The organism is Polynucleobacter acidiphobus, assembly GCF_003065385.1.
GTDB lineage: Bacteria > Pseudomonadota > Gammaproteobacteria > Burkholderiales > Burkholderiaceae > Polynucleobacter > Polynucleobacter acidiphobus.
Map to the genome: position 1 here is coordinate 1,724,762 of NZ_CP023277.1, position 24,963 is coordinate 1,749,724.

The 24,963-nt window shown below is 47.2% G+C and carries 31 protein-coding genes; 8 read left to right on the forward strand and 23 right to left on the reverse strand.

From position 1 onward, the window contains the following. Positions 1 to 3: 3 nt before the first annotated feature. The 3 genes from rsmD to AOC32_RS09060 are packed head-to-tail and all read right to left on the reverse strand — an operon-like array spanning position 4 to position 3,323. Entirely contained in the window at positions 4 to 594 is a 591-nt protein-coding gene (gene rsmD, locus AOC32_RS09050; RefSeq protein ID WP_108509138.1) for a 16S rRNA (guanine(966)-N(2))-methyltransferase RsmD, read from the reverse strand. Further along, positions 595 to 1,935 (reverse strand): M16 family metallopeptidase, encoded by a 1,341-nt coding sequence (locus AOC32_RS09055; RefSeq protein WP_108509139.1) that lies wholly within the window; start codon positions 1,933 to 1,935, stop codon positions 595 to 597. Between the two features lie 11 nt (positions 1,936 to 1,946). Beyond that, positions 1,947 to 3,323, reverse strand: coding sequence for a M16 family metallopeptidase (locus AOC32_RS09060; protein ID WP_108509140.1), 1,377 nt, complete (start codon positions 3,321 to 3,323; stop codon positions 1,947 to 1,949). A gap of 100 nt (positions 3,324 to 3,423) precedes the next feature. On the opposite strand from AOC32_RS09060, the gene ftsY reads away from it, so the two are divergent. Both ftsY and rpoH read left to right on the forward strand, forming a co-directional pair. Next, a complete protein-coding gene (gene ftsY, locus AOC32_RS09065; protein WP_108509141.1) occupies positions 3,424 to 4,329 on the forward strand; it encodes a signal recognition particle-docking protein FtsY in 906 nt (301 codons plus the stop codon). Between the two features lie 118 nt (positions 4,330 to 4,447). Then, positions 4,448 to 5,353 (forward strand): RNA polymerase sigma factor RpoH, encoded by a 906-nt coding sequence (gene rpoH, locus AOC32_RS09070; protein ID WP_234409747.1) that lies wholly within the window; start codon positions 4,448 to 4,450, stop codon positions 5,351 to 5,353. Positions 5,354 to 5,356: 3 nt separating this feature from the next. On the opposite strand, the gene AOC32_RS09075 is transcribed toward rpoH, so the two are convergent. Genes AOC32_RS09075 through AOC32_RS09095 form a run of 5 tightly spaced genes read right to left on the reverse strand, consistent with a single transcriptional unit; the run spans position 5,357 to position 9,318 of the window. Beyond that, a complete protein-coding gene (locus AOC32_RS09075) occupies positions 5,357 to 5,929 on the reverse strand; it encodes an SCO family protein (protein WP_108509143.1) in 573 nt (190 codons plus the stop codon). Positions 5,930 to 5,932: 3 nt separating this feature from the next. After that, positions 5,933 to 6,817, reverse strand: coding sequence for a heme o synthase (gene cyoE / locus AOC32_RS09080; RefSeq protein ID WP_108509144.1), 885 nt, complete (start codon positions 6,815 to 6,817; stop codon positions 5,933 to 5,935). After that, entirely contained in the window at positions 6,814 to 7,938 is a 1,125-nt protein-coding gene (locus tag AOC32_RS09085) for a COX15/CtaA family protein (protein ID WP_234409748.1), read from the reverse strand. The genes cyoE and AOC32_RS09085 overlap by 4 nt, the downstream gene beginning before the upstream one ends. Beyond that, positions 7,935 to 8,588, reverse strand: a complete 654-nt coding sequence (locus AOC32_RS09090) for a hypothetical protein (protein WP_108509145.1) — start codon at positions 8,586 to 8,588, stop codon at positions 7,935 to 7,937. Before AOC32_RS09090 ends, AOC32_RS09085 begins: the two co-directional genes overlap by 4 nt. A gap of 13 nt (positions 8,589 to 8,601) precedes the next feature. Then, a complete protein-coding gene (locus AOC32_RS09095) occupies positions 8,602 to 9,318 on the reverse strand; it encodes an SURF1 family protein (RefSeq protein ID WP_108509146.1) in 717 nt (238 codons plus the stop codon). A 66-nt stretch (positions 9,319 to 9,384) separates the two neighbouring features. Between AOC32_RS09095 and AOC32_RS09100 the strand changes: the two genes are divergently transcribed. Next, a complete protein-coding gene (locus AOC32_RS09100) occupies positions 9,385 to 9,594 on the forward strand; it encodes a twin transmembrane helix small protein (protein ID WP_108509147.1) in 210 nt (69 codons plus the stop codon). Between the two features lie 30 nt (positions 9,595 to 9,624). On the opposite strand, the gene AOC32_RS09105 is transcribed toward AOC32_RS09100, so the two are convergent. The 7 genes from AOC32_RS09105 to AOC32_RS09130 all read right to left on the reverse strand — a co-directional run bounded on the left by AOC32_RS09105 (position 9,625) and on the right by AOC32_RS09130 (position 15,153). Then, positions 9,625 to 10,479, reverse strand: a complete 855-nt coding sequence (locus tag AOC32_RS09105; RefSeq protein ID WP_108509148.1) for a cytochrome c oxidase subunit 3 — start codon at positions 10,477 to 10,479, stop codon at positions 9,625 to 9,627. A 21-nt stretch (positions 10,480 to 10,500) separates the two neighbouring features. Continuing rightward, complete coding sequence (locus tag AOC32_RS09110) at positions 10,501 to 10,695, reverse strand: DUF2970 domain-containing protein (RefSeq protein WP_108509149.1); 195 nt, start codon at positions 10,693 to 10,695, stop codon at positions 10,501 to 10,503. Continuing rightward, a complete protein-coding gene (locus tag AOC32_RS09115; RefSeq protein ID WP_108509150.1) occupies positions 10,692 to 11,288 on the reverse strand; it encodes a cytochrome c oxidase assembly protein in 597 nt (198 codons plus the stop codon). Before AOC32_RS09115 ends, AOC32_RS09110 begins: the two co-directional genes overlap by 4 nt. A gap of 4 nt (positions 11,289 to 11,292) precedes the next feature. After that, positions 11,293 to 11,418, reverse strand: coding sequence for a cytochrome oxidase small assembly protein (locus AOC32_RS09890; protein WP_234409749.1), 126 nt, complete (start codon positions 11,416 to 11,418; stop codon positions 11,293 to 11,295). Continuing rightward, positions 11,418 to 13,010, reverse strand: a complete 1,593-nt coding sequence (ctaD, locus tag AOC32_RS09120) for a cytochrome c oxidase subunit I (RefSeq protein WP_108509151.1) — start codon at positions 13,008 to 13,010, stop codon at positions 11,418 to 11,420. Before ctaD ends, AOC32_RS09890 begins: the two co-directional genes overlap by 1 nt. A gap of 40 nt (positions 13,011 to 13,050) precedes the next feature. Next, entirely contained in the window at positions 13,051 to 14,124 is a 1,074-nt protein-coding gene (coxB, locus tag AOC32_RS09125; RefSeq protein WP_407675557.1) for a cytochrome c oxidase subunit II, read from the reverse strand. 267 nt (positions 14,125 to 14,391) lie between these two features. Then, positions 14,392 to 15,153, reverse strand: a complete 762-nt coding sequence (locus AOC32_RS09130; RefSeq protein WP_108509153.1) for a methyltransferase domain-containing protein — start codon at positions 15,151 to 15,153, stop codon at positions 14,392 to 14,394. A 24-nt stretch (positions 15,154 to 15,177) separates the two neighbouring features. On the opposite strand from AOC32_RS09130, the gene AOC32_RS09135 reads away from it, so the two are divergent. Both AOC32_RS09135 and trmL read left to right on the forward strand, forming a co-directional pair. After that, on the forward strand, positions 15,178 to 15,903 hold the full coding sequence (locus AOC32_RS09135) for a ComF family protein (RefSeq protein WP_108509154.1): 726 nt from the start codon (positions 15,178 to 15,180) through the stop codon (positions 15,901 to 15,903). Between the two features lie 18 nt (positions 15,904 to 15,921). Then, positions 15,922 to 16,392 (forward strand): tRNA (uridine(34)/cytosine(34)/5-carboxymethylaminomethyluridine(34)-2'-O)-methyltransferase TrmL, encoded by a 471-nt coding sequence (gene trmL, locus AOC32_RS09140; protein ID WP_108509155.1) that lies wholly within the window; start codon positions 15,922 to 15,924, stop codon positions 16,390 to 16,392. On the opposite strand, the gene AOC32_RS09145 is transcribed toward trmL, so the two are convergent. The 4 genes from AOC32_RS09145 to AOC32_RS09160 are packed head-to-tail and all read right to left on the reverse strand — an operon-like array spanning position 16,389 to position 18,623. After that, positions 16,389 to 17,399 carry an NAD(P)H-dependent glycerol-3-phosphate dehydrogenase gene (locus AOC32_RS09145; protein ID WP_108509156.1) on the reverse strand — a complete coding sequence of 337 codons (1,011 nt, stop codon included), beginning with the start codon at positions 17,397 to 17,399 and terminating at the stop codon, positions 16,389 to 16,391. The two genes, trmL and AOC32_RS09145, sit on opposite strands and share 4 nt — an antisense overlap. Further along, complete coding sequence (gene secB / locus AOC32_RS09150) at positions 17,399 to 17,914, reverse strand: protein-export chaperone SecB (protein WP_108509157.1); 516 nt, start codon at positions 17,912 to 17,914, stop codon at positions 17,399 to 17,401. Before secB ends, AOC32_RS09145 begins: the two co-directional genes overlap by 1 nt. A 27-nt stretch (positions 17,915 to 17,941) precedes the next feature. After that, a complete protein-coding gene (grxC, locus tag AOC32_RS09155; protein WP_108509158.1) occupies positions 17,942 to 18,196 on the reverse strand; it encodes a glutaredoxin 3 in 255 nt (84 codons plus the stop codon). A gap of 10 nt (positions 18,197 to 18,206) precedes the next feature. Then, entirely contained in the window at positions 18,207 to 18,623 is a 417-nt protein-coding gene (locus tag AOC32_RS09160) for a rhodanese-like domain-containing protein (protein ID WP_108509159.1), read from the reverse strand. 22 nt (positions 18,624 to 18,645) lie between these two features. Between AOC32_RS09160 and gpmA the strand changes: the two genes are divergently transcribed. The 3 genes from gpmA to AOC32_RS09175 are packed head-to-tail and all read left to right on the forward strand — an operon-like array spanning position 18,646 to position 21,549. Beyond that, positions 18,646 to 19,341: a 2,3-diphosphoglycerate-dependent phosphoglycerate mutase gene (gpmA, locus tag AOC32_RS09165; protein ID WP_108509160.1), complete on the forward strand. Its 696-nt coding sequence runs from the start codon at positions 18,646 to 18,648 to the stop codon at positions 19,339 to 19,341. Between the two features lie 4 nt (positions 19,342 to 19,345). Continuing rightward, positions 19,346 to 20,782 (forward strand): S41 family peptidase, encoded by a 1,437-nt coding sequence (locus AOC32_RS09170; protein ID WP_108509161.1) that lies wholly within the window; start codon positions 19,346 to 19,348, stop codon positions 20,780 to 20,782. An 11-nt stretch (positions 20,783 to 20,793) separates the two neighbouring features. Next, positions 20,794 to 21,549: a HesA/MoeB/ThiF family protein gene (locus tag AOC32_RS09175; RefSeq protein WP_108509162.1), complete on the forward strand. Its 756-nt coding sequence runs from the start codon at positions 20,794 to 20,796 to the stop codon at positions 21,547 to 21,549. Here AOC32_RS09175 and ptsP read toward each other — a convergent pair. Genes ptsP through gshB form a run of 4 tightly spaced genes read right to left on the reverse strand, consistent with a single transcriptional unit; the run spans position 21,546 to position 24,963 of the window. Beyond that, complete coding sequence (gene ptsP, locus AOC32_RS09180; RefSeq protein ID WP_108509163.1) at positions 21,546 to 23,300, reverse strand: phosphoenolpyruvate--protein phosphotransferase; 1,755 nt, start codon at positions 23,298 to 23,300, stop codon at positions 21,546 to 21,548. The genes AOC32_RS09175 and ptsP overlap by 4 nt on opposite strands. A gap of 2 nt (positions 23,301 to 23,302) precedes the next feature. After that, complete coding sequence (locus tag AOC32_RS09185) at positions 23,303 to 23,572, reverse strand: HPr family phosphocarrier protein (protein WP_108509164.1); 270 nt, start codon at positions 23,570 to 23,572, stop codon at positions 23,303 to 23,305. Continuing rightward, positions 23,559 to 24,023, reverse strand: coding sequence for a PTS sugar transporter subunit IIA (locus AOC32_RS09190; protein ID WP_108509165.1), 465 nt, complete (start codon positions 24,021 to 24,023; stop codon positions 23,559 to 23,561). Before AOC32_RS09190 ends, AOC32_RS09185 begins: the two co-directional genes overlap by 14 nt. A 1-nt stretch (position 24,024) precedes the next feature. After that, on the reverse strand, positions 24,025 to 24,963 hold the full coding sequence (gene gshB, locus AOC32_RS09195; protein WP_108509166.1) for a glutathione synthase: 939 nt from the start codon (positions 24,961 to 24,963) through the stop codon (positions 24,025 to 24,027).

Here is a 24,963-nt window from a genome sequence, read left to right on the forward strand (position 1 = left end):
AGTTTAGCTCGAACTGCGGCGAAACAATACGGCTTTTACTTGGGCTGTTTCCATCGATTTAATAAGGGTCCAATTGGGTAATAAACCTTCCAATTCAGTCAGATCAAAGGAATTGGGGCATTCAATATAGATTCCGCCCCGTCCTTGATCGTGACACACGCGACCGGCCTCTTGTGCTGCGCGAATGAGTAAGTCGGGTTGACTAAATGGGGGATCCAGAAAAATCAACTGGGCCGACTGATCACGAGCGCCCTCTAAATAAGCAACGCCATCCCCATGAAGGATTTTCACTTCCCCACGAGTTGGATAAGAAGTCAGGAGTTGATACTGCGTCAAAAGCTGGTTATAGATTCGTTTATCGTTCTCAATCAATACCACCTCGTCAACTGATCGAGAAGCGGCCTCAAAACCAAGAGCCCCAGAACCAGCAAACACATCAATTGCCTTGAGACCGCTAAGGTCTGGGCCCAACCAATTAAAAAGCGTTTCACGAACCCGATCAGAACTAGGACGCAAATCCTGCTGATCTAAAACCTGAATCTGCCGGCTACGCCACACACCGCCAATAATCCGAATTCGGTGGCTGAGTGCCAATTAGGGTGCGCCCCCAACAAGAACACTGATCATTCTGCGCATATCTAAGTGTCGTTTAAACGCATTACGCACATCATCCTTTTTGACCGCTGCGACTTGTTGTGTCCATACATCGAGGGTATTGAGTGGTAGTTGATTCCAAGTAATCGCTGAAAGGTTATCAAGTAATTTACGATTACTATCGAGTCGCAATGGATAGCCATTGATTAAGTTTGCTTTAGCAGCCGCTAATTCTGCATCGCTTGGACCATCTTCAATAAAGCGTGCAATGGTCTCTTGCAATACATTCAGAGCTTGATCTGCTTGATCATTACGGGTTTGCAAGCCTGCTTCAAAGGTTCCGGTATCGCGCCCCGGTTGAAAGTAACTGAATACGCTATAAGCAAATCCGCGCTTATCTCGAACCTCACCAACTAAACGAGATACAAAGCCCCCGCCACCCAAAACATAGTTTCCAACGAGTAAGGGGAAATAGTCAGGATTATCCCGAGTAATGGCGGTCATACCCATCGCAATATGGGTTTGCTGTGTTTGAAACGGAATTCGGACCAAGCGCTTGGATTCTGGCTCTATTGGTGAGCGTTCCAAAGGTGGTAATGCAGGAATAGCTGGGCCCTTAACGGGCAATGCATTAATAATTTGTTCAGCAATTTGTTTAGCCTTGGCTGGATCGACATTGCCTACAATGTTCACAATGACTCGGTCTTGACGATAAAAATCCTGATGAAATCGCGCTAGATCGCCCCCCTGAATTGCTGCAATCGATTCAATGCTAGGGGATCGCGCTAAGGGATAATTTCCGAATACCTCCTGACGAAACCGTTTTTGCAGAACAACTTCCGGTTTCGTATCGCCCTCCTGAATCGCAGCACTAACGCGCTGCTTCTCACGCATCAGAATCGATGAATCAAAGATAGGTTTCGATACACTAGCTACTAGAAGTTGCAGGAGTGGATCAAAAATATCGGGTTTACTCAGTGATCGAGCGCGCACGATGGCTCTCTCACCTGAAGCAGACGCACTAATACTGGCTCCTAGTTCTGCAATTGCATCTGCCTGTTGAGCCTCATTCAAAATACCGCCCTGCCACTGAATGCCGCGGATCAGCATCGCAGCGGTCAAGGATGCTAGACCACTTTGATCTTTCGGGTCGTAGCGACTTCCCGCATCAATACTAATTTCAATATCAACCATTGGTATGGCGTTCGTTTGAATCAAATAAGCGTTTGTACCATTGCTTAAGGGAATCGCTTGGATTGGCAATACTGCATGCGCTGAAACTACAAATAACGTTGCGATTAAGCCGATTAGTCCTTTAAAAATAAGATGAATACGATGCATTGTCTTCCCTTTTAATGGCGCAAACTACCTGACATTCCACGCGGCTTTGCAAGCATTGAACGTGGCTGGGGATCCAAGGTCACAATGGTTAAACCATCGTTGACAAAATACGTATTAATTGCGCGTTGGATTTGATCCGATTGAATTAATTGGATTCGCTCAATCATCCGATCCAAATCTCGCCAAGAGACATCAGCCATCTCTGAACTGCCAATCTCCATGGCTTGAGCAAAAATTGAATCGCGTTTGTATATTTGTGAAGCGAGCAATTGCGCCTTAATCCGCTTTAACTCCGATTCAGTAACCCCTTGATTGGCAATATCGCGTAAGGTCTTGACAATACCCTTTTCAAGGTCTTGTACTGTTTGGCCCTTGGCTGCTGTTGCACCAATCACAAAAAGCTCTGGCCCGCGGCTAATTAATTCATAGCTTGCCCCAGCGCTATTTGCAAGTCGTTGATTGCGAACTAGCTCTCGATTTAACCGTGAGTTATCGTGCCCACTTAAGACGGCAGATAATACTAGTAATGCGTAAGGATCCACTTCATCCATTTTTTTGGGATCCAGTTTGGGAACTTTCCATGCCATCATGATTTGTGGACTCTCAGCAGGAGCTTTCAAAACGGCACGCTTCTCGCCTTTTTGTTCAGGTTCGAGCTGAGGTTTGCGCTCTGGTAATTTTTTTGCTGGTATGGGTCCGTAGTACTTTTCAACCAATGCTTTCACTGCCAGCGGATTAACATCACCCGCTACCACAACCACAGCATTATTCGGTGCATACCAGTCGCGATACCACTGTCGCGCATCGGCAGGCTGCATATTTTGCAAGTCGTTCATCCAGCCAATAATGGGATGACGATACGGAGAGCTAATAAATGCCGTTGCCATCAGTAACTCACGCATCAAACTCGATGGATTATCTTCCGTACGTAAGCGTCGCTCTTCCATCACCACCTGAAGCTCTCGCCCAAACTCCTCATCAGAAAATTGCAGATTAGCCATTCGATCGGCTTCAAGCCGCATCACTTCTGCCAGCTTTGATTTCTCAATCTGCTGAAAATATCCGGTGAAGTCGCGTGCGGTAAAGGCGTTCTCACGTCCGCCTACAGCAGCGACCATTCTCGAGAACTCACCTGATTTCACCGTTTTAGTTCCCTTGAACATCATGTGTTCAAGCACATGGGCAACACCTGTTTTGCCATTCACCTCATCCATCGATCCAGCGCGATACCACACCATATGTACAACCGTAGGCGCCCGATGATCCTCTCGCACGATTAGGCGCAAGCCATTCTTGAGTCGATACTCATGCGTATCTGACTGAGTCGCAAAAGCATTCCCTGAAACAAGTAAGCCAAAGCTAGCCAAGGCAATCAATGCCTGCTTCATAGCTCTCGATATTGGGTTGCTAAACTGGAATTTCGCTATCATGAATGGTTTGGATGCATGAATTATCTAGTTAAGATCACTCTTTTGGATTGTATCGACAATGTTTGGTTTACGTAAAACACTTAGCTCACTCTTTACTCGTAACCGAGTGGATGAAGCCTGGTTCGATCATTTAGAAGAATTACTGATCAAAGCCGATGTTGGTGTTTCGACATCAACCGCTCTAATAGCTAGTCTACGCAAATCGGCCAAACAGCATTCCATTACAAATTCTGAGGATTTAAAGTCAGTTCTGGTTGATGAGCTCAGCCATCTTTTGAGCGACCTAGAACCCCCGGAAAATCCTTTAATCCACTCTGCGGCGCATACCAAGCCTGAAGTTTGGCTGATTGTAGGGGTCAATGGTGCTGGCAAAACCACATCAATTGGAAAACTATGCCATCACTTTCAGGCTCAAGGAAAATCAGTACTCCTCGCTGCTGGGGATACATTTCGAGCGGCAGCGCGTAATCAGCTCAAGGAATGGGGTGAGCGCAATCAAGTACAAGTGCTTAGCCAAGAGAGTGGCGATGCAGGTGCGATTGCACATGATGCTATCCAGGCTGCCCTGTCGCGCCAGGTTGATGTTGTGCTAATTGATACCGCTGGCCGACTCGCCACTCAAGCGAATCTGATGGAGGAGCTAAAGAAGGTAAAGCGGGTGATTACCAAACTGATACCCGATGCTCCCCATCAAATTGTCTTGGTCCTTGATGGCAATACAGGTCAAAATGGAATTGCCCAAGTTTTGGCCTTTCGGAACGCGATTGGCCTCCATGGCCTTATCGTCACCAAATTGGATGGCACCGCCAAAGGCGGGGTAGTTTGTGCACTTCGCAATGAGTTGCAAAACCCCTCCCAAACAGGGGGCCCGAAAACCTATGTCTACGCCCTTGGCAAGGGGGAGCAATTGGGTGATTTGGAGTTATTTTCAGCCAAAGCCTATGCCCAAGAGCTCGTAGAATAGCTATACAAATCAATAATTTATAGTTCAATCGATCGATTAGCACTCTCTTGACAAGAGTGCTAAAATGGTTCAGTCTAAACTCAAACTGATCTATTAAACGATGACTTTGAACACCATCATGAATACACGAAAAACGGGCTCTTCTAGCATCGCTCTTGCAATGCCAGCTCTACCATCCCTTGGAGTCGGTACGATTGATGCCTATTTGGCACACATTAATCGCTTACCGATGCTAAGTGCTGCCCAGGAATACACCTTGGCGCAAGAATATCGCCGCTCCGAAAATTTAGACGCCGCGCGACAACTGGTTTTATCGCACTTACGACTGGTTGCGTCGGTTGCGCGTCAATACTTGGGTTACGGCATTCCGCATGCTGACCTCATTCAAGAGGGCAATATTGGTTTGATGAAAGCAGTGAAACGCTACGACCCCAACCAAGGGGTGCGACTCGTTTCATATGCCATTCACTGGATCAAAGCGGAGATCCATGAGTACATCCTAAAGAACTGGCGTCTAGTCAAAGTAGCAACGACCAAAGCACAACGCAAACTTTTTTTCAATTTACGCAGCAATAAACTTTCTGCAAATGCCTTGAGCAATGATGAAATTGAGTCCTTGGCAAAAGCGCTTGATGTTCGCGGTGCTGACGTAAAAGAAATGGAAATTCGGCTTGCAGGAGGCGATATCGCTATCGAGGGCGATAGCCAAGATGAAGAAAGCTTTGCGCCAATCCATTGGTTAACCGATGAGAGCCAAGAGCCAACTGCCGTCATTGAGCAAAATGAATCCTACTCCTTGCATGGTCCAAAACTCTTGGAAGCACTTCATGCCCTAGATGAGCGTAGCCGTGCGATTGTTGAAAGCCGTTGGTTAGCAGTCGATGCAGAAGGCCAAGGCGGTAAGACTTTGCATGATCTTGCCAAAGAATTTGGTATCTCTGCTGAACGGGTGCGTCAAATTGAGGTCGCTGCTTTTAAGAAGTTGCGCACACTCTTAAAAGATGAAAGCCCAACACTTCACTAAGAATTATTGAAGTAGCAGTTTTAGGTCATGGGCAATCGGCTCCGCGCCTTGCCCATGCTTAACGTAAAGGCGTAAGTTACCGTTTGGATCAAACACATAACTTCCGGCGGTATGGTCCATTGTGTAATTTTTAGGATTGCTGCCTGGAACCTTGTTGTAATACACCTTGAAATCTTTTGCGACCTTAGCAAGCGCCTCATCGTTAGCCGGTCTCAGCCCAATAAATCGGGGATCAAATGCAGGAGGGTATTGCGCCATTAGCTCTGCAGTATCTCGCTGCGGGTCAACTGTAATAAAAATAACTTGCACCCGATCGGATAATGGGCCTAAGGTTTTCATGACCTCTTGCATTTCAACTAATGTCGCAGGACAAACATCTGGGCAGTGGGTATAGCCAAAGAAAATTAATACGGCCTTACCTTTGAAATCAGCCATGGTTTTCACCTGACCGCTGGGATCCAAAAGTTCAAAATTTGAACCAAATGATTTACTGCCGGTAATATCAACGTTCTTAAAGCTAGGCTTTGAACAAGCTGCCAACAAAAACACGGTAAATAAAAGAACTAGTTTTTTCATGGGCTATAAGTAATGATCGATTAGGATAGCAGCAAACAATAAAGCTAAATAACTAATTGAATACTTAAATGTCTTGCGAGCCAATTGATCGCTATAGTCTTGATAGAGGCGGATTGCATACATCACAAAAATACCGCTAAGAATCAGGGCGCAAACCAAATAGAATAAGCCGCTCATTCCATAGACATACGGAAGAATCGAGGCTGCCAATAAGATGAGCGTATAGAGCAAGATATTCAGTAAGGTAAATCGCTCACCATGAGTGACTGGTAACATTGGCAAGCCTGCCTGAACATAATCTTCGCGTCGATAAAGAGCCAATGCCCAAAAATGCGGTGGGGTCCACACAAAAATGATCAGAACCAATAACCATGCTTCTGCTGATAATTGATTAGTAACAGCTACCCAACCTAATGCGGGTGGCATGGCACCAGAAAGCCCACCAATCACGATGTTTTGGGGGGTTGCCGGCTTTAAGAACCAGGTATAAATAACGGCATACCCCACAAAGGTTGCAAAGGTAAGCCACATCGTTAGTGGATTGGTATAAATCCACAGAACCGCCATCCCCGCGGCCCCCAAAATGCAAGAGAAAATAATAATTTGCCAAGGGGTAATCTCGCCCGTTGCCGAGGGGCGCCATGCGGTTCGACGCATTTTGGCATCCACTGCCTGCTCAATCAGACAGTTCACTGCAAAGGCTGCGCCCGCAAGCAACCAAATGCCAATCGACCCACCAATTAATATCGACCAGGGAACCATTCCGGGGGTTGCCAAAAACATGCCAATAATGGCGCAAAATACCGCAAGCTGAGTGACCCTTGGCTTGGTTAGTACCCAGTACTGCCTCCAACGAGGCATGGGAGGACGAACAAAATCAGTGCTCATGCAGACCCTCGTTGCAAGGGCTTACCGGATAAAAAATAGTTATTACTCCACGCACTTAAGCGCACCAAGCAAAATAGAATGGCTGCCGCACCACTGGTATGCAATAAAGCAGCCACTAATGGCCATTGAAAGACTACATTGGATATACCGGTTGCGATTTGCAATGCAAGCAATGCAATGATGGCTTTCCCCCAAAATTGAACCTTTGGCTCCGGATATCGAATGACTTTTATAGCAACGAAGAGTAAAACGGCGGAGGCAAAAATAGCTCCGACGCGATGGGTCCAGTGGATTGTGACTAATGCTGCCATCGGGATCATCTCACCGGATTTAGCCTCACCCAAATCGCGCCATAAGAAAAATGCATTTTGCCAATCCATATTGGGATACCAAACACCCATACAAGTTGGAAAATCAGGGCAAGCCAAAACAGCATAGTTGGTACTAACCCACGCCCCTAGAAAAATTTGAGCAAAGAGCGCAACGATAGCAATGAGTACAAGACCACCAGATAGGCTTGAGATCGTCCTGGAATCACTTGAATAGCGAGCATCATTACGTTGCGCAAACCACACCATGCTGGCAAATAATATCAATGCCAAAATGAGATGCATGCTCACAATGATTGGTTGAAGCTTGAGGGTCACGGTCCAGGCTCCAAATGCACCCTGCAAACAAACCAAGACCAGCAAAAACAAACTGCCTCTAATTGCTAAGGAACGGCCTGCGCTGGGCTGCTTAAATGCCATGATGACTTGAATAATGATTAAAAACCCAACGCTCATTGCCAAATAGCGATGAATCATTTCAACCCATGCTTTAAAGACCGTTACCGGCCCTGTGGGCATTGCAGCTTCTGCCGCCCGAATTTCTTCAATGGCACGAAAGGGATTGGATGTGCCATAGCAACCCGGCCAATCTGGACACCCTAAACCAGAATCACTTAAACGAGTAAATGCACCAAACAAAATCAGGTCAAAGGTTAGAAAAACGATGGTCCAATTGAGCTTTTGAAATAGCCCCATTCCTTTTTTAAAATAAAGGAATGCCAACGGTAAGCCAGCGATCAGGAGGGCGATTCCGGCAAGCTCTAAAACCATTAGAGCCATTTCAGACATCATATCTTCTCACCCTTGCGATTTAACTTGAGAAGACGCTCAATATCTTTACGAATCTTCACAAAGTCACTCGAGCTGGTTTTGTCGGGGAAGACCATCATCTTCTCACCACTCGGATCAATCAGAGCAATGCCTTGGCCTAGATTTTGAGTATTTAACCAAGCTTGCCAACCAGCCTCATTTTTTGGATCGGGAGCGGGAATAATGTAAAACCCAGCATTCTCTTGATCATAGGCCTTCTGAATATCCTCCTCAACCGGGCCACGATCATTTACAACCCATACTAATTGCAAACGATTTTTGTGTTTACCAAGCGCTAAGCGTACCTGACGCATTAGATATAAAACCTCAATACAGGCATCATTCCCTTTTTTGCACTCGCTGGCTGGTCTTGCCACCATCAGGGTCCACTTGCCATTGAATGGAATCTCAAACCAGCTGGGGTTAATTGGCTGTGGCGGCACAATCAAGGTACCGTAATTGGTCTTTCCACCCTCAGGCTTATAAACGTAGTAAGCCAAATACGATGCGATCACTGGCGATGCACATGCGAGTAGCACCAATATCATTTGAATCCGGCCACGACGAGTTCGGACATCCAATGCCTTTTTATCAAGCTGACTCGCCGGAATTAATAAATCTTGATCACTCACCGCTGTATAACCCCTATGAACTTGATTTACCTTGATTGCGATATCGCATAAAGCCGGTTGTGAACCAAAATGCTAGCGCGGCCGCACCTAAAGAAAACCATTGGAAAGCATAAGCATAATGGCGATCGACGCCTGTCGTTGCTACAGGCCAAATTCGGGATAATCCATCACCTTCATCTGGGTCATTTTGACGAATAATGAAGGGCAATTGTGGGTACGTCATTCGGCCTGCCTCATAGGTCAAGTCTAAATTTTGCTGAATCCGGGGTGAGGCTTGACTATTGGGTTGATTGCCAAGCTCTAGCACCCTTCCTGGGCCGGCTAATGCAACACCCTCGATGACTACACTCTCCTTAGGTGTTGTAATGCCTGGCAATATCAATCGATCTTGATTATTTCTGGGGGCCCACCCTCGGTTAACCCAAACAACGCGCCCCTCCTGACCATCGAGTAATAGTGGCATCAACACATAAAATCCAGATTGGGTCTGCCCCGTTTGGGGCTTTAGGCTCGGACGATTGTCGAGCCAAACGACCTCATTGGGCAAAAAACGACCACGCGCTCGCACCGGCCTAAACTCAGTCTCTGAAAGGGTCCAATTTTTGGCATTCAGATCAATCTGCTCTCGAGCGGCCATGGCGCTGATTTGGTTAGCGAGGATTATTTTTTGATCCGCACGACTGAGCTGCCAGCGGCCAGCCAAAATACCTATTGCAAGAACGATCAGCATCGCAATGGTTGCGACTCTTCGCTCTACAATAAGGACTCGAAATAAACTCAAGGGTTTGGCACCAATATGAAATGGCTAATTGTTCTAATTCTGTTGGTCATCATTGCAAGCTTAGGATCAGCACTGTATTTCATGATGAAAGACAAGGGCAATAGCTCCAGGATGGTTCACTCGCTGATGCTCAGAATTGGTTTATCGATTGCACTATTCATTGGGATTTGGATTGCCCATTACTTTGGACTCATTGAGTCCACTGGCCTGAAAGTGCCTCAATAGGCGGCAACAAGTGCTGCCGCCTTATCGCCATTACATCCAGTAAATAACGATGTAAAGCCCTAGCCAGACGACGTCAACGAAGTGCCAATACCATGCGGCACCTTCAAAACCAAAGTGATTCTCGGCGGTGAAATCACCACGAATCAAACGACGCAAGATAATCGCCAACATCAAGCCGCCCAAGAAGACATGGAATCCATGAAAACCGGTCAGCATGAAGAAGGTTGATCCGTAAATTCCAGAGGTAAGTTTCAGGTTCAGATCGTTATAAGCATGGATGTATTCGTAAGCCTGAAAACCCAAGAAAATAAGCCCAAGAAATACCGTGGCAAACAATCCATAAATGGCATGCTGGCGATTACCCTCGCGTAAGGCATGATGCGCCCAGGTCACGGTAACGCCTGAGCTTAAGAGCAATAGCGTATTAATCGTTGGAATTGGCCAGGGGCCAATGGTGCTAAATTTTTGTACCAGATCAGCAGGACCAACGGTTGGCCATGCTGCTACAAAATCAGGCCACAAGAGTTTGTTGTCCACATCGCCAAGCCAGGGCACTGTAATACTGCGTGCGTAAAATAGGGCCGCAAAGAAAGCGGCAAAGAACATGATCTCGGAAAAGATGAACCAGCTCATTGACCAGCGATAGGACACATCGACGTTCACACCGTTCTTGCCGGTATTGGACTCCGAGATTGCGTCACCAAACCAACCATAAAGCACAAACAGTACATAAATAACCGCTGCTAGGACCAGCGGTCCTCCCCATGAGAGGCCATTGACCCAAGCGGACATGCCGCCGCCAAAGCCAAGCAGTCCAATACTAGCAAGGACGGGATATTTTGAGGGGCCCGGGACAAAATAATACGGTGTGGAGTTTGATGACATCGCGCTCTTTCTAACTAAAAATTAATTGGTTACCACTAAATTCACAATCAACAAAAGGATCGCCATAAATAGTACAGCGCCCAATACGCCAGCAATGATGATGTGCACAAAACTCAAGCTTGCAACATCATTTTGCAATCCTGCTTTATTACGAATCCCTAAAAACGCCCACAAAACTGCGCGCATTGAGCGAAAGAAGCTGGGCTGTTTGTTCATGACGACACTTTCTTCTTGGGCTCTTTGCTATTAGCAACAGGCTTTGGTATGCCGGTCTCAAAAAAGGTATACGACAGGGTAATTGTTTTAACGTCTTTTGGAAGATTGGGATCAACAATAAATACCACCGGCATTTGCCGAATCTGATGTGGGGTCAGAGCTTGCTCTTGAAAACAAAAGCATTCGATCTTCGTAAAAAACTCCGTAGCGGTCTTTGGAGCATAGCTGGGAATCGCCTGAGCAGCGACTGGGCGATCCAAAGTATTAACGACTTCATAAACGATCTCGTGCATCTCGCCTGGATGAACTTCAAGAAAATTCTTAACCGGCTTAAAAGCAAAGGGGCCGCGACTGTTGGAGTCAAACTCAATCGTGATCGTTCGACTGTAATCAACCTGGGTATTACCTGGCTTGCTTGCTCCATAAGCACGCACACCGTAATTATTTTTGCTGGTGACAACATTAATGCCGGTCACTTCACAAAGGGCTTTATACAGAGGCACTAAGGCATAACCAAACCCAAACATCAATACAGCAAGCAAAAGAAGCTTTAGCAGAATTTGCTTATTGAGAGCGCCTAGATTGTTTGCCATATGACTAACCTAAGATCCAATACTTTAATACGATGCCTAAGAAAAAAGTCAACGCAATCGATAGCAAGACCGCCGCTAGGCGGCGGTTGCTCATCAAAGGATTTGATCGCTCGGTCACGTAAGCTGCCATTAGCTAATTTTGGGCGGCTGCTCAAATGTGTGGAATGGTGCGGGCGATGGAACTGTCCACTCCAAGGTATTAGCTGTCTCCCATGGATTATCTGGAGCCTTCTTACCATGGCCACGGTATGCAGGCAACACGACATACAACAAGAAATAAACCTGCATTAAGCCAAAGCCCAGACCGCCGATTGAAGCAATTAAATTGAAATCAGCAAACTGAGTTGGGTAATCCGCATAGCGACGTGGCATACCTGCTAAACCCAAGAAGTGCATTGGGAAGAAGGTGAGGTTAAAAAAGAACATCGAACCCCAGAAATGAACCTTACCCCGGAACTCATCGGCCATACGACCGGTCCACTTTGGACACCAGTAATAAAAGCCTGCAAACATCGCAAAGAGCGAACCTGCCACCAATACATAGTGGAAGTGAGCAACTACATAGTAGGTATCTTGCAAGCCAATATCAATTGGAGCCATTGCCAAAACTAGTCCGGTGAAGCCACCGATCGTGAACACAAAGATGAATCCAATCGCCCATAACATGGGGGTTTCAAAGGTCATTGACCCTTTCCACATGGTCGCAACCCAGTTAAAAATCTTTACCCCGGTTGGCACTGCAATCAGCATCGTGGCATACATAAAGAAGAGCTGACCAGTTACTGGCATACCAGTGGTAAACATGTGGTGAGCCCAAACAATAAATGACAAGATTGCGATAGATGATGTGGCATAAACCATCGAGGCGTAGCCAAACAAACGCTTTCTAGCAAAAACAGGAACCACCTCGCTGATAATGCCAAACGCGGGCAAGATCATGATGTAAACCTCGGGGTGACCGAAGAACCAGAAGATATGCTGGTACATCACAGGATCACCACCACCAGCTGCAGAGAAGAAGCTAGTTCCAAAATGACGGTCGGTGAGAACCATGGTGATCGCGCCAGCTAACACAGGCATCACAGCAATTAATAAATAGGCAGTAATCAACCAGGTCCAGCAGAACATTGGCATCTTCATGAGTGTCATGCCTGGTGCGCGCATATTCAAAATGGTCACAATGATGTTGATCGAACCCATGATCGATGAAGCGCCTAACAAGTGAAGTGCGAAGATGGCCATATCCATCCCTGGGCCCATTTGCAAGGTCAACGGTGCATACAGGGTCCAGCCACCAGAAGGCGCGCCACCTGGTGCCAAAAATGAACCAAACAAAAGTAATGCAGCAACTGGCAGAATCCAGAAACTGAAATTGTTCATGCGAGCAAACGCCATATCAGACGCGCCAATTTGCAAAGGAATCATCCAGTTTGCAAAACCCACGAAAGCGGGCATGATGGCACCGAACACCATCACCAAGCCGTGCATGGTAGTTAACTGATTAAAGAACTCGGGACGTAAATATTGCAATCCGGGCTGGAAAAGCTCCAAGCGAATACCAAGCGCCATGACGCCGCCCGCCAGAAGGCTCACGAATGCGAAGATCAAGTACATCGTACCGATGTCTTTGTGGTTGGTTGCAAACAACCAGCGACGCCATCCATGTGGATGGTCGTGGGCATGATCGTGTGCGTGATCGTGGGTTGTGGATATGGTGCTCATGATTTGCTCCGGTTTAATTCAATTCGTTATATAGGTTCAATTATTTTCCAGCACGAACAGTAGCGAACTCTTGGGTTTGAACCACTTCACCCGTTTTGTTGCCCCATGCATTTCGGTAATAGGTCATTACGGCCGCCAAGTCTCCATCAGAGATAACACCACCCCATTTAGGCATAGCACCCTTACCGTTAATCAAAATATTGAAGTTAGCCGCTTTCGGACCTAAGGCAACCTTGCTGCCATCCAATGCAGGGAACGCGCCGGCACCCTTACCGTTGGCTTGATGACAAGCAGCGCAATTAGCAGCATATACCTTGGCACCACGATCCATTTGCTCAGCTAAGGTGTAGACCTTGCTAGGATCATCTGCATTGGCAGCCATTTCTTTTTTCTTTTCTTCAACCCACTTGGTGTAATCCTCATCCGAAACGACTCTAACCACGATGGGCATAAATGCGTGCTGCGCACCGCAAAGCTCTGAACACTGCCCACGGAAGGTGCCAATTTTTTCAGCTCTAAACCAGGTATCACGCACAAAGCCAGGAATGGCGTCTTGCTTTACGCCAAAGGCAGGAACGGTCCATGCATGAATCACATCGTTCGCAGTTGTGATTAAACGAATCTTTTTATTCACTGGCACAACCATCTCATGATCAACTTCCATCAGATAGGTTGGGCTCTTGGGTGCGAGATTATTAATTGCTTCGCGTGAAGTCGACATGGTCGAAAGGAAGCTGATACCCTCTCCCTCACCCTTAATATAGTCATAACCCCACTTCCACTGATAGCCCGTGGTTTTAATGGTGATGTCTGCATTGGTGGTGTCCTTCATCGCGACCACTGTTTTGGTGGCAGGTAGGGCCATGCCAATCACAATCAGCAGCGGGATGACGGTCCAAATGATTTCAACAGATGTGCTCTCATGAAACGATGCGGGCTGAGCGCCTTTGGATTTGCGATGCTTGTAAATCGAATAAAACATCACTGAGAAAACACCAATAAAGATCACCAAGCAAATGATCATCATCATCCAATGCAACCAATGAATCTCTTCCATAATTTTGGTTGCAGGGGCGGGGAAATTGAGTTGATTTACCTTAGGGCCGCCTGGCATATCTTGCGCCGCAACAGCAAAACTCCAGATTCCAAAACCAAGGGCAAGCCAAATTTTTGTCAGCAATTTACGAATATTCATTTTTTTCTCAAATTTAAGAGCAGCGCACCCAATAAACTCCAGTCGCTTATCCGCCCACTAATCACCAATTAGACACTGAATTATAGGATGATTTGCTTGACAGAAGTCATTTTGTGATTTCCTTTGGGGCAAACCCTATATATAGATAATTAAATGTAAGTACTTACTTATAAATTAGCTTTGGAACTATTTACGTTTAATTGCGTCTACGCGAATATATGCCGATTTGGCATCCCCAGTACTAAGATTTTTTGCCAAAACCCAAGCGTGCCCATAAACGATTTCAAGGGTCAACTTTAGGGGGGTCGGAACCCTAAGCTGATGGAATTGCGTTCCCGTAGAAATGAGTCCCAGAGCTAGGCCATCCTCGTAAAGCGCCTGACCGGTTTCGTACTCCAAATGAAGAAATTCCATATCCATCACAGGGTCCGAATACCGATTCTGAACTAAGGCATCCCCAATATCGTGCATGTCGAGGGCACCTGGCAAGGTTTGCATTTGGCTACCATCCGGGTTGGCATCCCGCAGCTCCTTCCCCGTATCAGGGCCCAAATAGGCAAATGAAATCAAGCCGCCTTCTCTCAGGTGCAGGTGACAGCTCGCCAACCAGGCACTTGGGTTACTGCGATTTTGCAAACATAAATTACTAAGAATTAAATCGTAGGATGCATTGACTGGAATCCCCCGATCCAATACTCGGCCTGAATTCAGTAAGGCACGACCGAGCACCTGTTTAAGTTTGACCCCCAATGGAATCGTTCCCTGAGTTTGAGGATCAAGGATGGTGTCAATTTGCGCACCAGGAAAACGCTTAATAAATGCTCTGCGATTAAGTCCAGAAAAATCAGGTTCGAGCAAAATGTGTTTTGGCGATAGCTTGATGGGCGCTAGCTTATCAAGCATTCGCTCTTGAATCTCAGTTCGAAGCCATGAAAGAGAAGTGGTCATCGAATCAGTATACTCAGCGCCCCGATGAGCTGGCTTCGTACTGCAACCCAATATTTAATTCCGACACTGTGCATGGTGTGCGAGCAAGTACAAGCTGAAATTGTATGCTTTCCATGTCGCGATCGCATTGCTCAAAACCGCTTGCAATTTGGTCCATCGTGTCTAGTTTGTGCGCTACCAATCAGGCCGCATCAATCACTTTGTGCTCAGTGTGAACAAGCAAAGCCAGCCTTTGATCACGTGACTTATCTCGACCTCTATCAAGAACCATTACGTCAAGCGCTTCACCTTTTAAAGTACCAAAAGAGGCTAGCATGCGCTAGTGGCTTTGCCCTCTTGTGGAATGTATTTCATCAACATACTCTCAAAGCATGCGATGCGGATGTCTTAATTCCAGTACCGCTAAATCCAACAAAATTAGCAGCGCGCGGCTTCAATCAAGCATGGGAAATCGCAAAACGGTTTGATCTTCCGAAATCCATCCGACGCATTCCAAACCTAGTGATTTGCCACCCAACCCACACTGCTCAGGCAAGCCTTAATCGTGCTGAGCGAACCGTATCGACGCAAGACCGTTTTGCATTGAAAGGGGGTGCGGCATCCATGATTCGGGACCAACATATCCTCATTGTGGATGATGTGATGACCACTGGCTCAACCATCCACTCGTTAGCAACAACTCTCAAAAAGTCTGGGGCAAAACGGGTGAGCGCATGGACCATCTTACGCACACCCCCTTGGGAATCTTAGGTGCAATATGATGCTGCTATGTTTAATGTCGTTTTATTTGAACCTGAAATCCCACCCAATACCGGGAATATCATCCGCTTATGCGCCAATACCGGTGCACAATTGCATCTCATCAAACCGCTTGGCTTTCCTCTTGAACACGCCAAATTAAAGCGCGCGGGCCTGGACTACCATGAGTTTGCCAATCTCAAACTGTATGAGAACTGGTCGGACTTTCTAACAACTACGCAGGCAGATCTGCAGCGTGTCTTTGCTCTAACAACCAAAGGCCAGCGCTCCATACTTCATTCGGAATTTCACTCAAACGATTATTTTGTATTTGGATCAGAGACTAAAGGAATTAGTGATGAGGTACGTGCTAGCATTCCTCGCGAGAATCATTTGCGGCTAGCAATGCTTCCTAACAGTCGCAGCTTAAATCTTTCAAACTCAGTGGCAGTCGTGGTTTATGAAGCTTGGCGCCAACACCAATTCCGGGGTGGGGCTTAAGTTTCCGATTTAGGCCCGCGGCCCATTAAGGTCCGAACCCCATCCTCGGGACTCAGTTGACCATTGAGTACGTGACTAACCGTTGTGCAAATTGGCATCTCGACCTGATGTTGTTTAGCCAAATCACTCACGGCTTGCGCACACAAGACACCCTCAGCCACATGACCAAGCGCGGCTAACACCCGGTCCAAGGGTTCACCAGCAGCAAGCGATAAGCCCACGCGGCGGTTGCGCGATAAATCACCCGTTGCGGTCAAAATAAGATCGCCCAAACCAGTCAGCCCCATGCAGGTCTCGCTCTTACCACCCACTGCTTTAACCAAACGCATCATTTCAGCCAAGCCACGAGTTAATAAGGCAGCACGGGCATTCATACCCAATCCCAAACCATCACCAATTCCAGCGGCAATCGCTAATACATTTTTCACCGCACCACCAAGCTCAACGCCAATCAAATCGTCGCTTGCATACACCCGAATATTTCCATGGTGAAACGCAGTTTGTATGCGCAGACAAAATTCAGGTGTAGCGCTTGCAACCGTCAAAGCGCAAGGCAAGCCCTCGCCAACTTCACGGGCAAAGCTAGGGCCTGATAAAACACCCACTGCATGCGCATGGGTGGCGAACCGCTCTTGTTCGCGCCCGACAACCTGGTGAGGAAGTAGGGAGGTTTTGGGTTCCAACCCTTTGCAAAGCCACAAAATATTGAAAGGGTGTCGTGCCGTTTTAAAAACATCGGCTGCTGTACTTGCTAACCCAGCCATCGGGGTCGCAATCACTAATAGGTCGTCGGCCCCCAATCGGCTAACGGCTTTCTCAAAATCGGACTCAACCAATAGTGCATTGGGTAGAGCAACAGCCGGTAAATACTGCTTATTTTCTTGCTCCCTACGTATAGCTTCGGCAGCATTTGGGTTACGCGCCCAAAGACAAACCGAATGGTGACTAGCAGCGGATATAGCAATGGCTGTACCCCATGCTCCTGCCCCTAGGACCGATATATTCATTAGTTGGGCAAAATAATCTTGCTCTCTGCCTCACCATTACCGGCTTGCGCTCCCTGAGCTGCCTGGGCCTGAGCCAAACGATGCTCATACATGCCATGGAAGTTGATATCGGCAAGATGAATGGGCTGAAAGCCAGCACGACTAATAATGTCAGCAACGTTCGAACGCAAATAGGGAAAGATGATGCTTGGGCAAGTGATACCAAGCATGGGATCAATTTGCTCAATTGGGATATTTTTAAACTCAAAAATACCGGCTTGCTTGGCTTCGACCAGGAACATGACCTTGCCTTCAACGCGAGCGGTGACTGTACTCAAGAGGGCAACCTCAAACAACTCATCACTTAAACGATCAACCGCAATATCCAATTCCACCTGAATCTGTGGCTCACTAGCAACCAACAAAATACCGGGGGCATTGGGTTGCTCGAGTGATAAATCTTTTAAATAAACACGTTGGATGACAAACGAAGGTTCATTTGAACCCGTTGCTGAATTCGTTGCAGCATCACTCATACAAACTCTCTTTCCAATTAGAAATGGTTAGACTAAAAGCGGATCAAGACCGCCTGCACGATCCAATGCTGCTAGATCATCGTAACCGCCAATATGACGATCACCGATATAAATTTGTGGAACAGTCCTGCGACCCGTGCGAGTCATCATTTCTTCTCGCTTGGCTGGATCAACATCAATCAATACTTTTTGTAGATTCTGAACACCCTTTTTTTGTAAGAGTTTTTCGGCCATCACGCAGTAAGGGCAAACGCGGGTGCTGTACATCAGAACGTCTGGCATTGCTTCCCCATTACGATTTAATCAGTGGCAACCCGGAAGTTTGCCAAGCGCTAATACCGCCCTCTAAAACGCCCACTTCGGTATACCCAAGATTACGAAGTTCTTTAGCTGCTTTCTGAGAATGAGCCGGACCCCGACCAATCACCACAACGGGATATTTTTGGTCGATTTTCAGGGTTTTTAGGCTGGCGCCCAAGCTCTCCAAGGCGATATTTTTTGCATTTGGCAAATGGCCTAATTTAAAATCATCCTCGGTTCGCAAATCGATCACATTGGCCTTGCGACGGTTAATCCAAATGGTCGCATCGGTGGGGCTTAGGCCCTTGCCACTAATTAGGGTTGATAATGTTGGCATGAATAAAGCCGTGCCTGAAATGATCATTAAGGCGGCCAATACGAGGTTGTCTGTTTGAGCTAAGAAGTCCATTGTTAGATTATAGAATGCATCTATGAAACAACTCATCCTAGTCCGCCACGGACAATCCGCCTGGAATCTTGAAAATCGGTTTACTGGATGGGCTGATATTGACCTAACGCCAACAGGCGTGGAGCAATCCCAACGGGCCGGTCAACTATTAAAAGAGGCTGGTTATGACTTTGATATTGCCTATACCTCGGTCCTAAAACGCGCTATTCGAACCTTATGGAATATCCAAGATGCAATGGATCTAATGTGGGTGCCCGTAGTCCATAGCTGGCGATTAAACGAACGGCACTACGGTGCGCTGACGGGTCTCAATAAGGCAGAAACTGCAGCCAAATTTGGGGATGAACAAGTCCATATTTGGCGACGCTCCTATGCCATCGCCCCACCTCCATTAAGCCCAGAGCAGCGTGCTGAGCTCGCCAGTGACCCCCGGTACACCAAGCTTAATCATGAGGATATTCCCCATGGGGAGTGCCTAAAAGACACCGTCAGTCGGGTTTTGCCCCTCTGGAATGAGTCGATCGCTCCGGCTCTCAAGCTTGGCAAACGGGTTATTCTGGTCGCCCATGGCAACAGCATCCGCGCCCTAATGAAACACATTGATCAGGTATCGGATGAGGCGATCATGAAGGTCAATGTGCCTAACGGCAATCCCCTCATTTATGAACTGGACGATGAGCTTCGCCCAATACAACATTTCTATTTAGAGGCAAAATAGCTAAATGCGTCAGTTATTTAGAAATATTGTCTTAATTAGTATTGGCCTGATTGCCGGAATTGCGGCAACCATCCAGTTCTCTGCGACTGCGCAGCAGGGTACAAGCACCTTGCCGCTGGATGAGTTACGCACGCTCTCAAATGTTTTTGGGCAAATTAAGCGTGAGTATGTCGAACCCATTGACGACAAACAATTACTCACCGATGCAGTTAAAGGAATGGTCAGCAGTCTTGATCCGCACTCCGCTTATCTTGACAAAAAAGATTTTGCAGAAATGCAAGAGCAAACTGCTGGAAAGTTTGCAGGGCTTGGTATTGAAATTACTTCCGAAGACGGTTTGGTAAAAGTTCTTAATCCAATTGAAGGCTCACCCGCTGCTAAAGCCGGTCTTCAAGCAGGCGATCTGATTACCCGTTTAGACGACAAACCAGTGCGCGGTATGTCACTCGATAAAGCCGTTCGTACCATGCGCGGTACCCCAGGTACCAAAATTACCTTAACGATTTTCAGAAAAAGTGAAGAGCGCACTTTTCCGGTCACCATCACCCGTGCTGAAATCAAAGTGCAGTCGATTCGAGCAAAAATTGTGGATAACAATATTGCATGGGTTCGCATTACTAGCTTTCAAGAGCGCACCGTTCCAGATCTTGCTAAGAAATTAGCAGAGCTTGCCGCTAAAGATCCGAGCTTAAAAGGGTTGGTATTGGATCTGCGTAATAACGGTGGTGGACTACTGCAGGGCGCAGTCGGTGTTGCAGCTGCATTCTTGCCACCAGGCGCAATCATTGTTTCTACCAAAGGCCAAGCGCCTGACTCGCGGCAAGTATTTAATGCCGTTCCTGCTATGTATAAATTGAGTGAACCGAATGATCCGCTCGATGAGGTACCGCCGCTTTTTAAGAAAATCCCAATGGTGGTGCTCGTCAATGCCTATTCCGCATCTGCTTCTGAAATCGTTGCGGGTGCACTGCAAGATTACAAACGCGCCACCATTCTTGGAAAGACTACCTTTGGTAAGGGATCCGTGCAGACTGTTCGGCCACTCAGTAGTGACTCGGCACTCAAAATTACTACCGCTTATTACTACACGCCCAATGGTCGCTCAATCCAAGCATTTGGGATTAAACCCGACATTCCGGTGGATCAGAATAAGGATGGTGACCCGGAAGATGTATTAATTACACGAGAAATTGATAGCGAAAAGCACTTGCGTAATAAACAATCCTCAGAAGAAGCATTGATCAAAGATCGCGAGAAACGGCGTCTGCAAGAATTGCAATTGATTGAAGAGCGCAATGCGAAGAAAACGCCAGAGGAGCGCGAGAAAGAAAAGAATCGTCGCCCACCTGAGTTTGGTAGCAATGATGACTTTATGCTGCAACAAGCCATTGCCTTTCTGAACGGTCAAACTGTCAAGCGCTCGGCTTCTAAGCTCGAGTAATTGAGTTGCTCATGAATGACGAGCAACTCCTTCGCTATTCGCGTCATCTACTACTCGAAGAAATTGACATTGCCGGCCAAGAGCGGCTATTAAGTTCCCAAGTTCTCATCATTGGCGCCGGTGGTTTGGGCTCCGCGTGCGCACCTTATCTAGCAGCCGCTGGCGTTGGAAAAATTACCCTAATCGACCATGATCACGTCGAACTTACCAATCTTCAGCGTCAAATCATGCATCAGGACAATAGCATTGGCATGAGTAAGGTGGCCTCAGGTGAACGTTTTCTGAAGAGCTTAAATCCCACCTGTCAGGTTGAAGCCCTTGAAAAGAGGGTTGATGAACCCTTACTCAAAGAGCTGATTGATGATGTTGATGTGGTGGTCGACTGTACCGATAACTTTTCGACCCGACATCTGATTAATCGGGTATGTGTTGCCCATGGGAAGGTGTTAGTCTCAGGCGCTGCACTACGCTTTGATGGTCAAGTGAGCGTGTTTGATTTTCGTGATCCAAACTCACCATGCTATGCCTGCGTCTTCCCACCAGATCCTAATTATGTTGAAACCAACTGTGCCAGCATGGGGGTATTTGCACCTCTCGTAGGCATTATTGGAACTATTCAGGCGGCGCAAACTCTGCAAGTCATGATTGGTTTTGGAGAGCCGTTAATTGGGCGCTTGCTGATCTGGAATGCTCGCACGACCCAGGTCGATGAAATTAAACTCGCACGCCATCATGCTTGTCCAGTGTGCGGACCAGGCACGCACTAATGAATTGAATTTAAGCGATTAAACAAAACGCTTTGCTCAACCGGCTCATAAGCTGCCAATAACTCATCAATATGCATCTTCAACTTGCGGGTATCGGCCTGCATGATCTCACGTTTAACCAGCAAGAGCTGACTAAAGTGCATTGAGAAATCGGTCAATCCCATCGCCAATAAGAGCTTTGTCAAGGCAGGATCACCCGCCATCTCACCACATACCGCAATCGGCACATTGGCACGGTTTGCCTCACGAATAATTCCGGCAATTAAATTGAGTACTGCTGGATTTAATGGGTCGTATAAGTGAGCGACCGCATGATCGGCGCGGTCAATCGCCAAGGTGTACTGAATCAAATCATTGGTACCAATTGATAAATAATCAAAGTGTTTGACAAAGAGCGGCATCATTAAGGCAGCGGCAGGAATCTCAATCATTGCCCCTACCTGAATATTCGGATTGAACGCTTTGCCACGCTCTTGTAATTGCTGTTTAGCCTTTTCAATAAGCCGCAAACTTTCATGAATCTCCTGTGCATGCGCTAGCATCGGCAATAACAGTCGAACTTGGCCATGTGCAGACGCTCGTAGTATGGCGCGCAATTGAGTTAAAAATATCTCGGGCTCAGATAATGACCAACGAATAGCACGCAGGCCCAGAGGGGATGTTCCGGTAGTTCCGGTTTCGGCTCCAGCAACTGATTTATCGGAACCAATATCAATCGTACGAATATTGACTGGCAAGCCAAACATTGCTTCAACCGCACGGGTGTATTCCTGATATTGCTTCTCTTCATCTGGAAGACCGTGCTCTTGGTTCATAAACAAAAACTCAGACCGAAATAGTCCAATCCCAACCGCGCCTAATTCCAGTGCATGCTTAGCATCCTCTGGCAACTCAATATTGGCAAATAACTCAATCTCGACGCCGTCTTTGGTGCGAGTCGGACTGTACTTGAGCTCTTGTAGCTTTTCTGACTCAATGCGTATTTCAGCCTGAAGACTCCGATATTGAGTAAGGAGTATCTCGTCTGGGGCAACCACCACAATGCCCCGGTCACCATCAATCACAATCCAATCACCGTGCTCAATCATGTCACTAGCATGACGAATACCCACGACTGCCGGTATTTCTAAGCTGCGCGCCACAATCGCGGTGTGAGAGGTTTTGCCACCCAAATCAGTTACAAACCCGCCCAGCGCATTCTCTTTAAACCGCAACATGTCATGGGGTGCAATATCATGCGCCACCACAATCGTGTCATCTTCAAAGTGTCCCGTAATTAGTCCTTCACCACCAACCACGGTCTGACGGTTATGTGACTGCAATGCCTTTAGGACTCGCTCAGCGACCTGCCGAATATCATTGCCACGTTCCTTTAAATACGGATCGTCCATTTCAGCAAACTGCTCCAGTAAATCATTGAGCTCGGTGGTCAAGGCCCAAGCAGCATTTAAGCGTTTTTGCCGAATCAAGGCTAAAGGTTTTTCAGCTAGGGTCGGGTCTGAGAGGATCAGCTGATGAACATCTAAAAATGCTGCCATCTCCTGTGGAGCATCTTTGGGTAAAGCGGCTTTAAGCGTATTGAGTTCTTGGCGCACACAATCAAACGCTTCGAGTAATTTATTGGCTTCGGCTTCTTCAGTGCCGTGCTCAATGAGGTAATGACTAACTTCAAGGGCTGCTCTCGAAATTAATACGGCCTTACCAATCGCAATGCCTTTAGAGACCGCAATACCATGGAGCGCAAAGGTCATTCCTACTCGCCCTCACCAAATCGGTCTTGAATCAGCTCACAAATTTTCTTTAGGGCTTCGTCTTCTTTCTCGCCAACAGTCTCAATCGTAACGGTGCTTCCCATACCAGCAGCAAGCATCATCACGCCCATAATGCTTTTGGCATTAATACGTCGGCCGTTCTTGCTCATAAAAACCTCGCACGGGTATTCGCTAGCGAGTTGCGATAACTTTGCGGACGCGCGTGCGTGCAGGCCAAGCTTATTAATGATTTCAATATCAACTTTTGGCATCGCTCGTTCCTGCATTCTGATTCAAAATAAGTTCGGCCTCGGTCATTGAGGAGGGCGCTCCTAAGCGAATAATGCCATTTTGACCACCCTGCATGGCTTTAAGAGCAACCGATTCCACTCCGGTACCCCGATAAGAAATCGCCCGCATCAGCATTGGCAAGTTCACGCCAGCCAGCACAATCACCTTACATGAAAAGAGTCCAGATTTGGCAAGCCGGGTAGCAACATTTGCTGGGGTAGCGCCCATGACGTCCGTTAAAACCAATATGCCATGTTCACTTTGGACCTGGGTGGCCGCTTCATAGACGCGATCAAAACTAATCTTGGTGTCTTCATGCGGAGGAATATCAACTGCAGCCATACGAACCGGCACCTTGCCATAAGTATGCTCAACAAAACCAAGCATGGATCCGGCAATAGGGGTGTGGGCAACAATTAGGATTCCTGGCACCTTAAATGAGCTCCTTTTCAAGCAATGTAAGCCATTTTTGAGCAATATCCAAATTGGTTTGTTGAGTAATTTCCACAAAACAGGTGGGGCTTGTTACATTAATCTCGGTCAAGTAACCGCCGATCATGTCAAGGCCCACTAAGAACAAGCCACGCTTAGCCAGAATAGGGGCTAAATGATTTGCAATTTCCTCTTCGCGCGCTGTCAAAGCCATCGCTAGGCCTTTCCCACCAACGGCTAAGTTCCCACGAATCTCCGAGCCCTGCGGAATACGCGCCAAAGCATAAGGCATGACCTCACCACCAATGAGCAAAACGCGCTTATCGCCCGAGGTAATTTCAGGCAAGTAACGTTGCGCCATGAGGGTACGTGCGCCGTTCTCACCCAGGGTTTCAACAATGCTTCCTAAATTAAGACCATCGGGTCCCACCCGAAATACCCCCATGCCACCCATACCATCGAGTGGCTTAATAACAATGTCGTGATGAAGCTGATGAAAATCGCGGATCGCATGAATATCACGCGTCACTAAACTCGGAGGGATAAATTGCGGGAACTCCGTGATCGAGAGTTTTTCAGAATGATTGCGAACCGCATCCGGCGAATTAAATACCCGCGCTCCTTGCAAAACAGCGGCCGATAAGATCCAGGTGCTCGTCAAATACTCCACCGTGAATGGTGGATCTTGACGCATTAAGACCGCTGAAAAATATTCCAGCGGATGCTCCTCAAAAGAACCTAATGCATACCAATGCTCACCATCTAAAAGTTTAATTGCTTGGCAACGCGCTCTGGCCTTGCCTTGACCCCATACCAAATCATGGCTTTGGGTATACCAAATCGCATGGCCCGCAGCCTGCGCGGCGCGCATCATGGCCAGAGTGCTATCTTTCTCGACCTTAAATGAATCGAGTGGATCGGCAATAAACAGAAATTTCAT

Bases quoted from the DNA above. Each gene is read 5' to 3' on its own strand.
- AOC32_RS09185 (WP_108509164.1), bottom strand. From the start codon at position 23,572: ATGCCAAAAGTTGATATTGAAATCATTAATAAGCTTGGCCTGCACGCA.
- AOC32_RS09890 (WP_234409749.1), bottom strand. From the start codon at position 11,418: ATGGCAGCTTACGTGACCGAGCGATCAAATCCTTTGATGAGCAACCGC.
- AOC32_RS09110 (WP_108509149.1), bottom strand. From the start codon at position 10,695: ATGAACAAACAGCCCAGCTTCTTTCGCTCAATGCGCGCAGTTTTGTGG.
- AOC32_RS09135 (WP_108509154.1), top strand. From the start codon at position 15,178: ATGAGCTGGCTTCGTACTGCAACCCAATATTTAATTCCGACACTGTGC.
- AOC32_RS09060 (WP_108509140.1), bottom strand. From the start codon at position 3,323: ATGAAGCAGGCATTGATTGCCTTGGCTAGCTTTGGCTTACTTGTTTCA.
- cyoE (WP_108509144.1), bottom strand. From the start codon at position 6,817: ATGAGCACTGATTTTGTTCGTCCTCCCATGCCTCGTTGGAGGCAGTAC.
- AOC32_RS09075 (WP_108509143.1), bottom strand. From the start codon at position 5,929: ATGAAAAAACTAGTTCTTTTATTTACCGTGTTTTTGTTGGCAGCTTGT.
- AOC32_RS09085 (WP_234409748.1), bottom strand. From the start codon at position 7,938: ATGATGTCTGAAATGGCTCTAATGGTTTTAGAGCTTGCCGGAATCGCC.
- ptsP (WP_108509163.1), bottom strand. From the start codon at position 23,300: ATGACCTTTGCGCTCCATGGTATTGCGGTCTCTAAAGGCATTGCGATT.
- AOC32_RS09115 (WP_108509150.1), bottom strand. From the start codon at position 11,288: ATGGCAAACAATCTAGGCGCTCTCAATAAGCAAATTCTGCTAAAGCTT.
- AOC32_RS09130 (WP_108509153.1), bottom strand. From the start codon at position 15,153: ATGACCACTTCTCTTTCATGGCTTCGAACTGAGATTCAAGAGCGAATG.
- AOC32_RS09100 (WP_108509147.1), top strand. From the start codon at position 9,385: ATGAAATGGCTAATTGTTCTAATTCTGTTGGTCATCATTGCAAGCTTA.
- secB (WP_108509157.1), bottom strand. From the start codon at position 17,914: ATGAGTGATGCTGCAACGAATTCAGCAACGGGTTCAAATGAACCTTCG.
- trmL (WP_108509155.1), top strand. From the start codon at position 15,922: ATGTTTAATGTCGTTTTATTTGAACCTGAAATCCCACCCAATACCGGG.
- ftsY (WP_108509141.1), top strand. From the start codon at position 3,424: ATGTTTGGTTTACGTAAAACACTTAGCTCACTCTTTACTCGTAACCGA.
- AOC32_RS09095 (WP_108509146.1), bottom strand. From the start codon at position 9,318: ATGCTGATCGTTCTTGCAATAGGTATTTTGGCTGGCCGCTGGCAGCTC.
- ctaD (WP_108509151.1), bottom strand. From the start codon at position 13,010: ATGAGCACCATATCCACAACCCACGATCACGCACACGATCATGCCCAC.
- gpmA (WP_108509160.1), top strand. From the start codon at position 18,646: ATGAAACAACTCATCCTAGTCCGCCACGGACAATCCGCCTGGAATCTT.
- gshB (WP_108509166.1), bottom strand. From the start codon at position 24,963: ATGAAATTTCTGTTTATTGCCGATCCACTCGATTCATTTAAGGTCGAG.
- AOC32_RS09160 (WP_108509159.1), bottom strand. From the start codon at position 18,623: ATGGACTTCTTAGCTCAAACAGACAACCTCGTATTGGCCGCCTTAATG.
- grxC (WP_108509158.1), bottom strand. From the start codon at position 18,196: ATGCCAGACGTTCTGATGTACAGCACCCGCGTTTGCCCTTACTGCGTG.
- AOC32_RS09175 (WP_108509162.1), top strand. From the start codon at position 20,794: ATGAATGACGAGCAACTCCTTCGCTATTCGCGTCATCTACTACTCGAA.
- AOC32_RS09105 (WP_108509148.1), bottom strand. From the start codon at position 10,479: ATGTCATCAAACTCCACACCGTATTATTTTGTCCCGGGCCCCTCAAAA.
- AOC32_RS09055 (WP_108509139.1), bottom strand. From the start codon at position 1,935: ATGCATCGTATTCATCTTATTTTTAAAGGACTAATCGGCTTAATCGCA.
- rpoH (WP_234409747.1), top strand. From the start codon at position 4,448: ATGAATACACGAAAAACGGGCTCTTCTAGCATCGCTCTTGCAATGCCA.
- AOC32_RS09170 (WP_108509161.1), top strand. From the start codon at position 19,346: ATGCGTCAGTTATTTAGAAATATTGTCTTAATTAGTATTGGCCTGATT.
- AOC32_RS09145 (WP_108509156.1), bottom strand. From the start codon at position 17,399: ATGAATATATCGGTCCTAGGGGCAGGAGCATGGGGTACAGCCATTGCT.
- coxB (WP_407675557.1), bottom strand. From the start codon at position 14,124: ATGCCAGGCGGCCCTAAGGTAAATCAACTCAATTTCCCCGCCCCTGCA.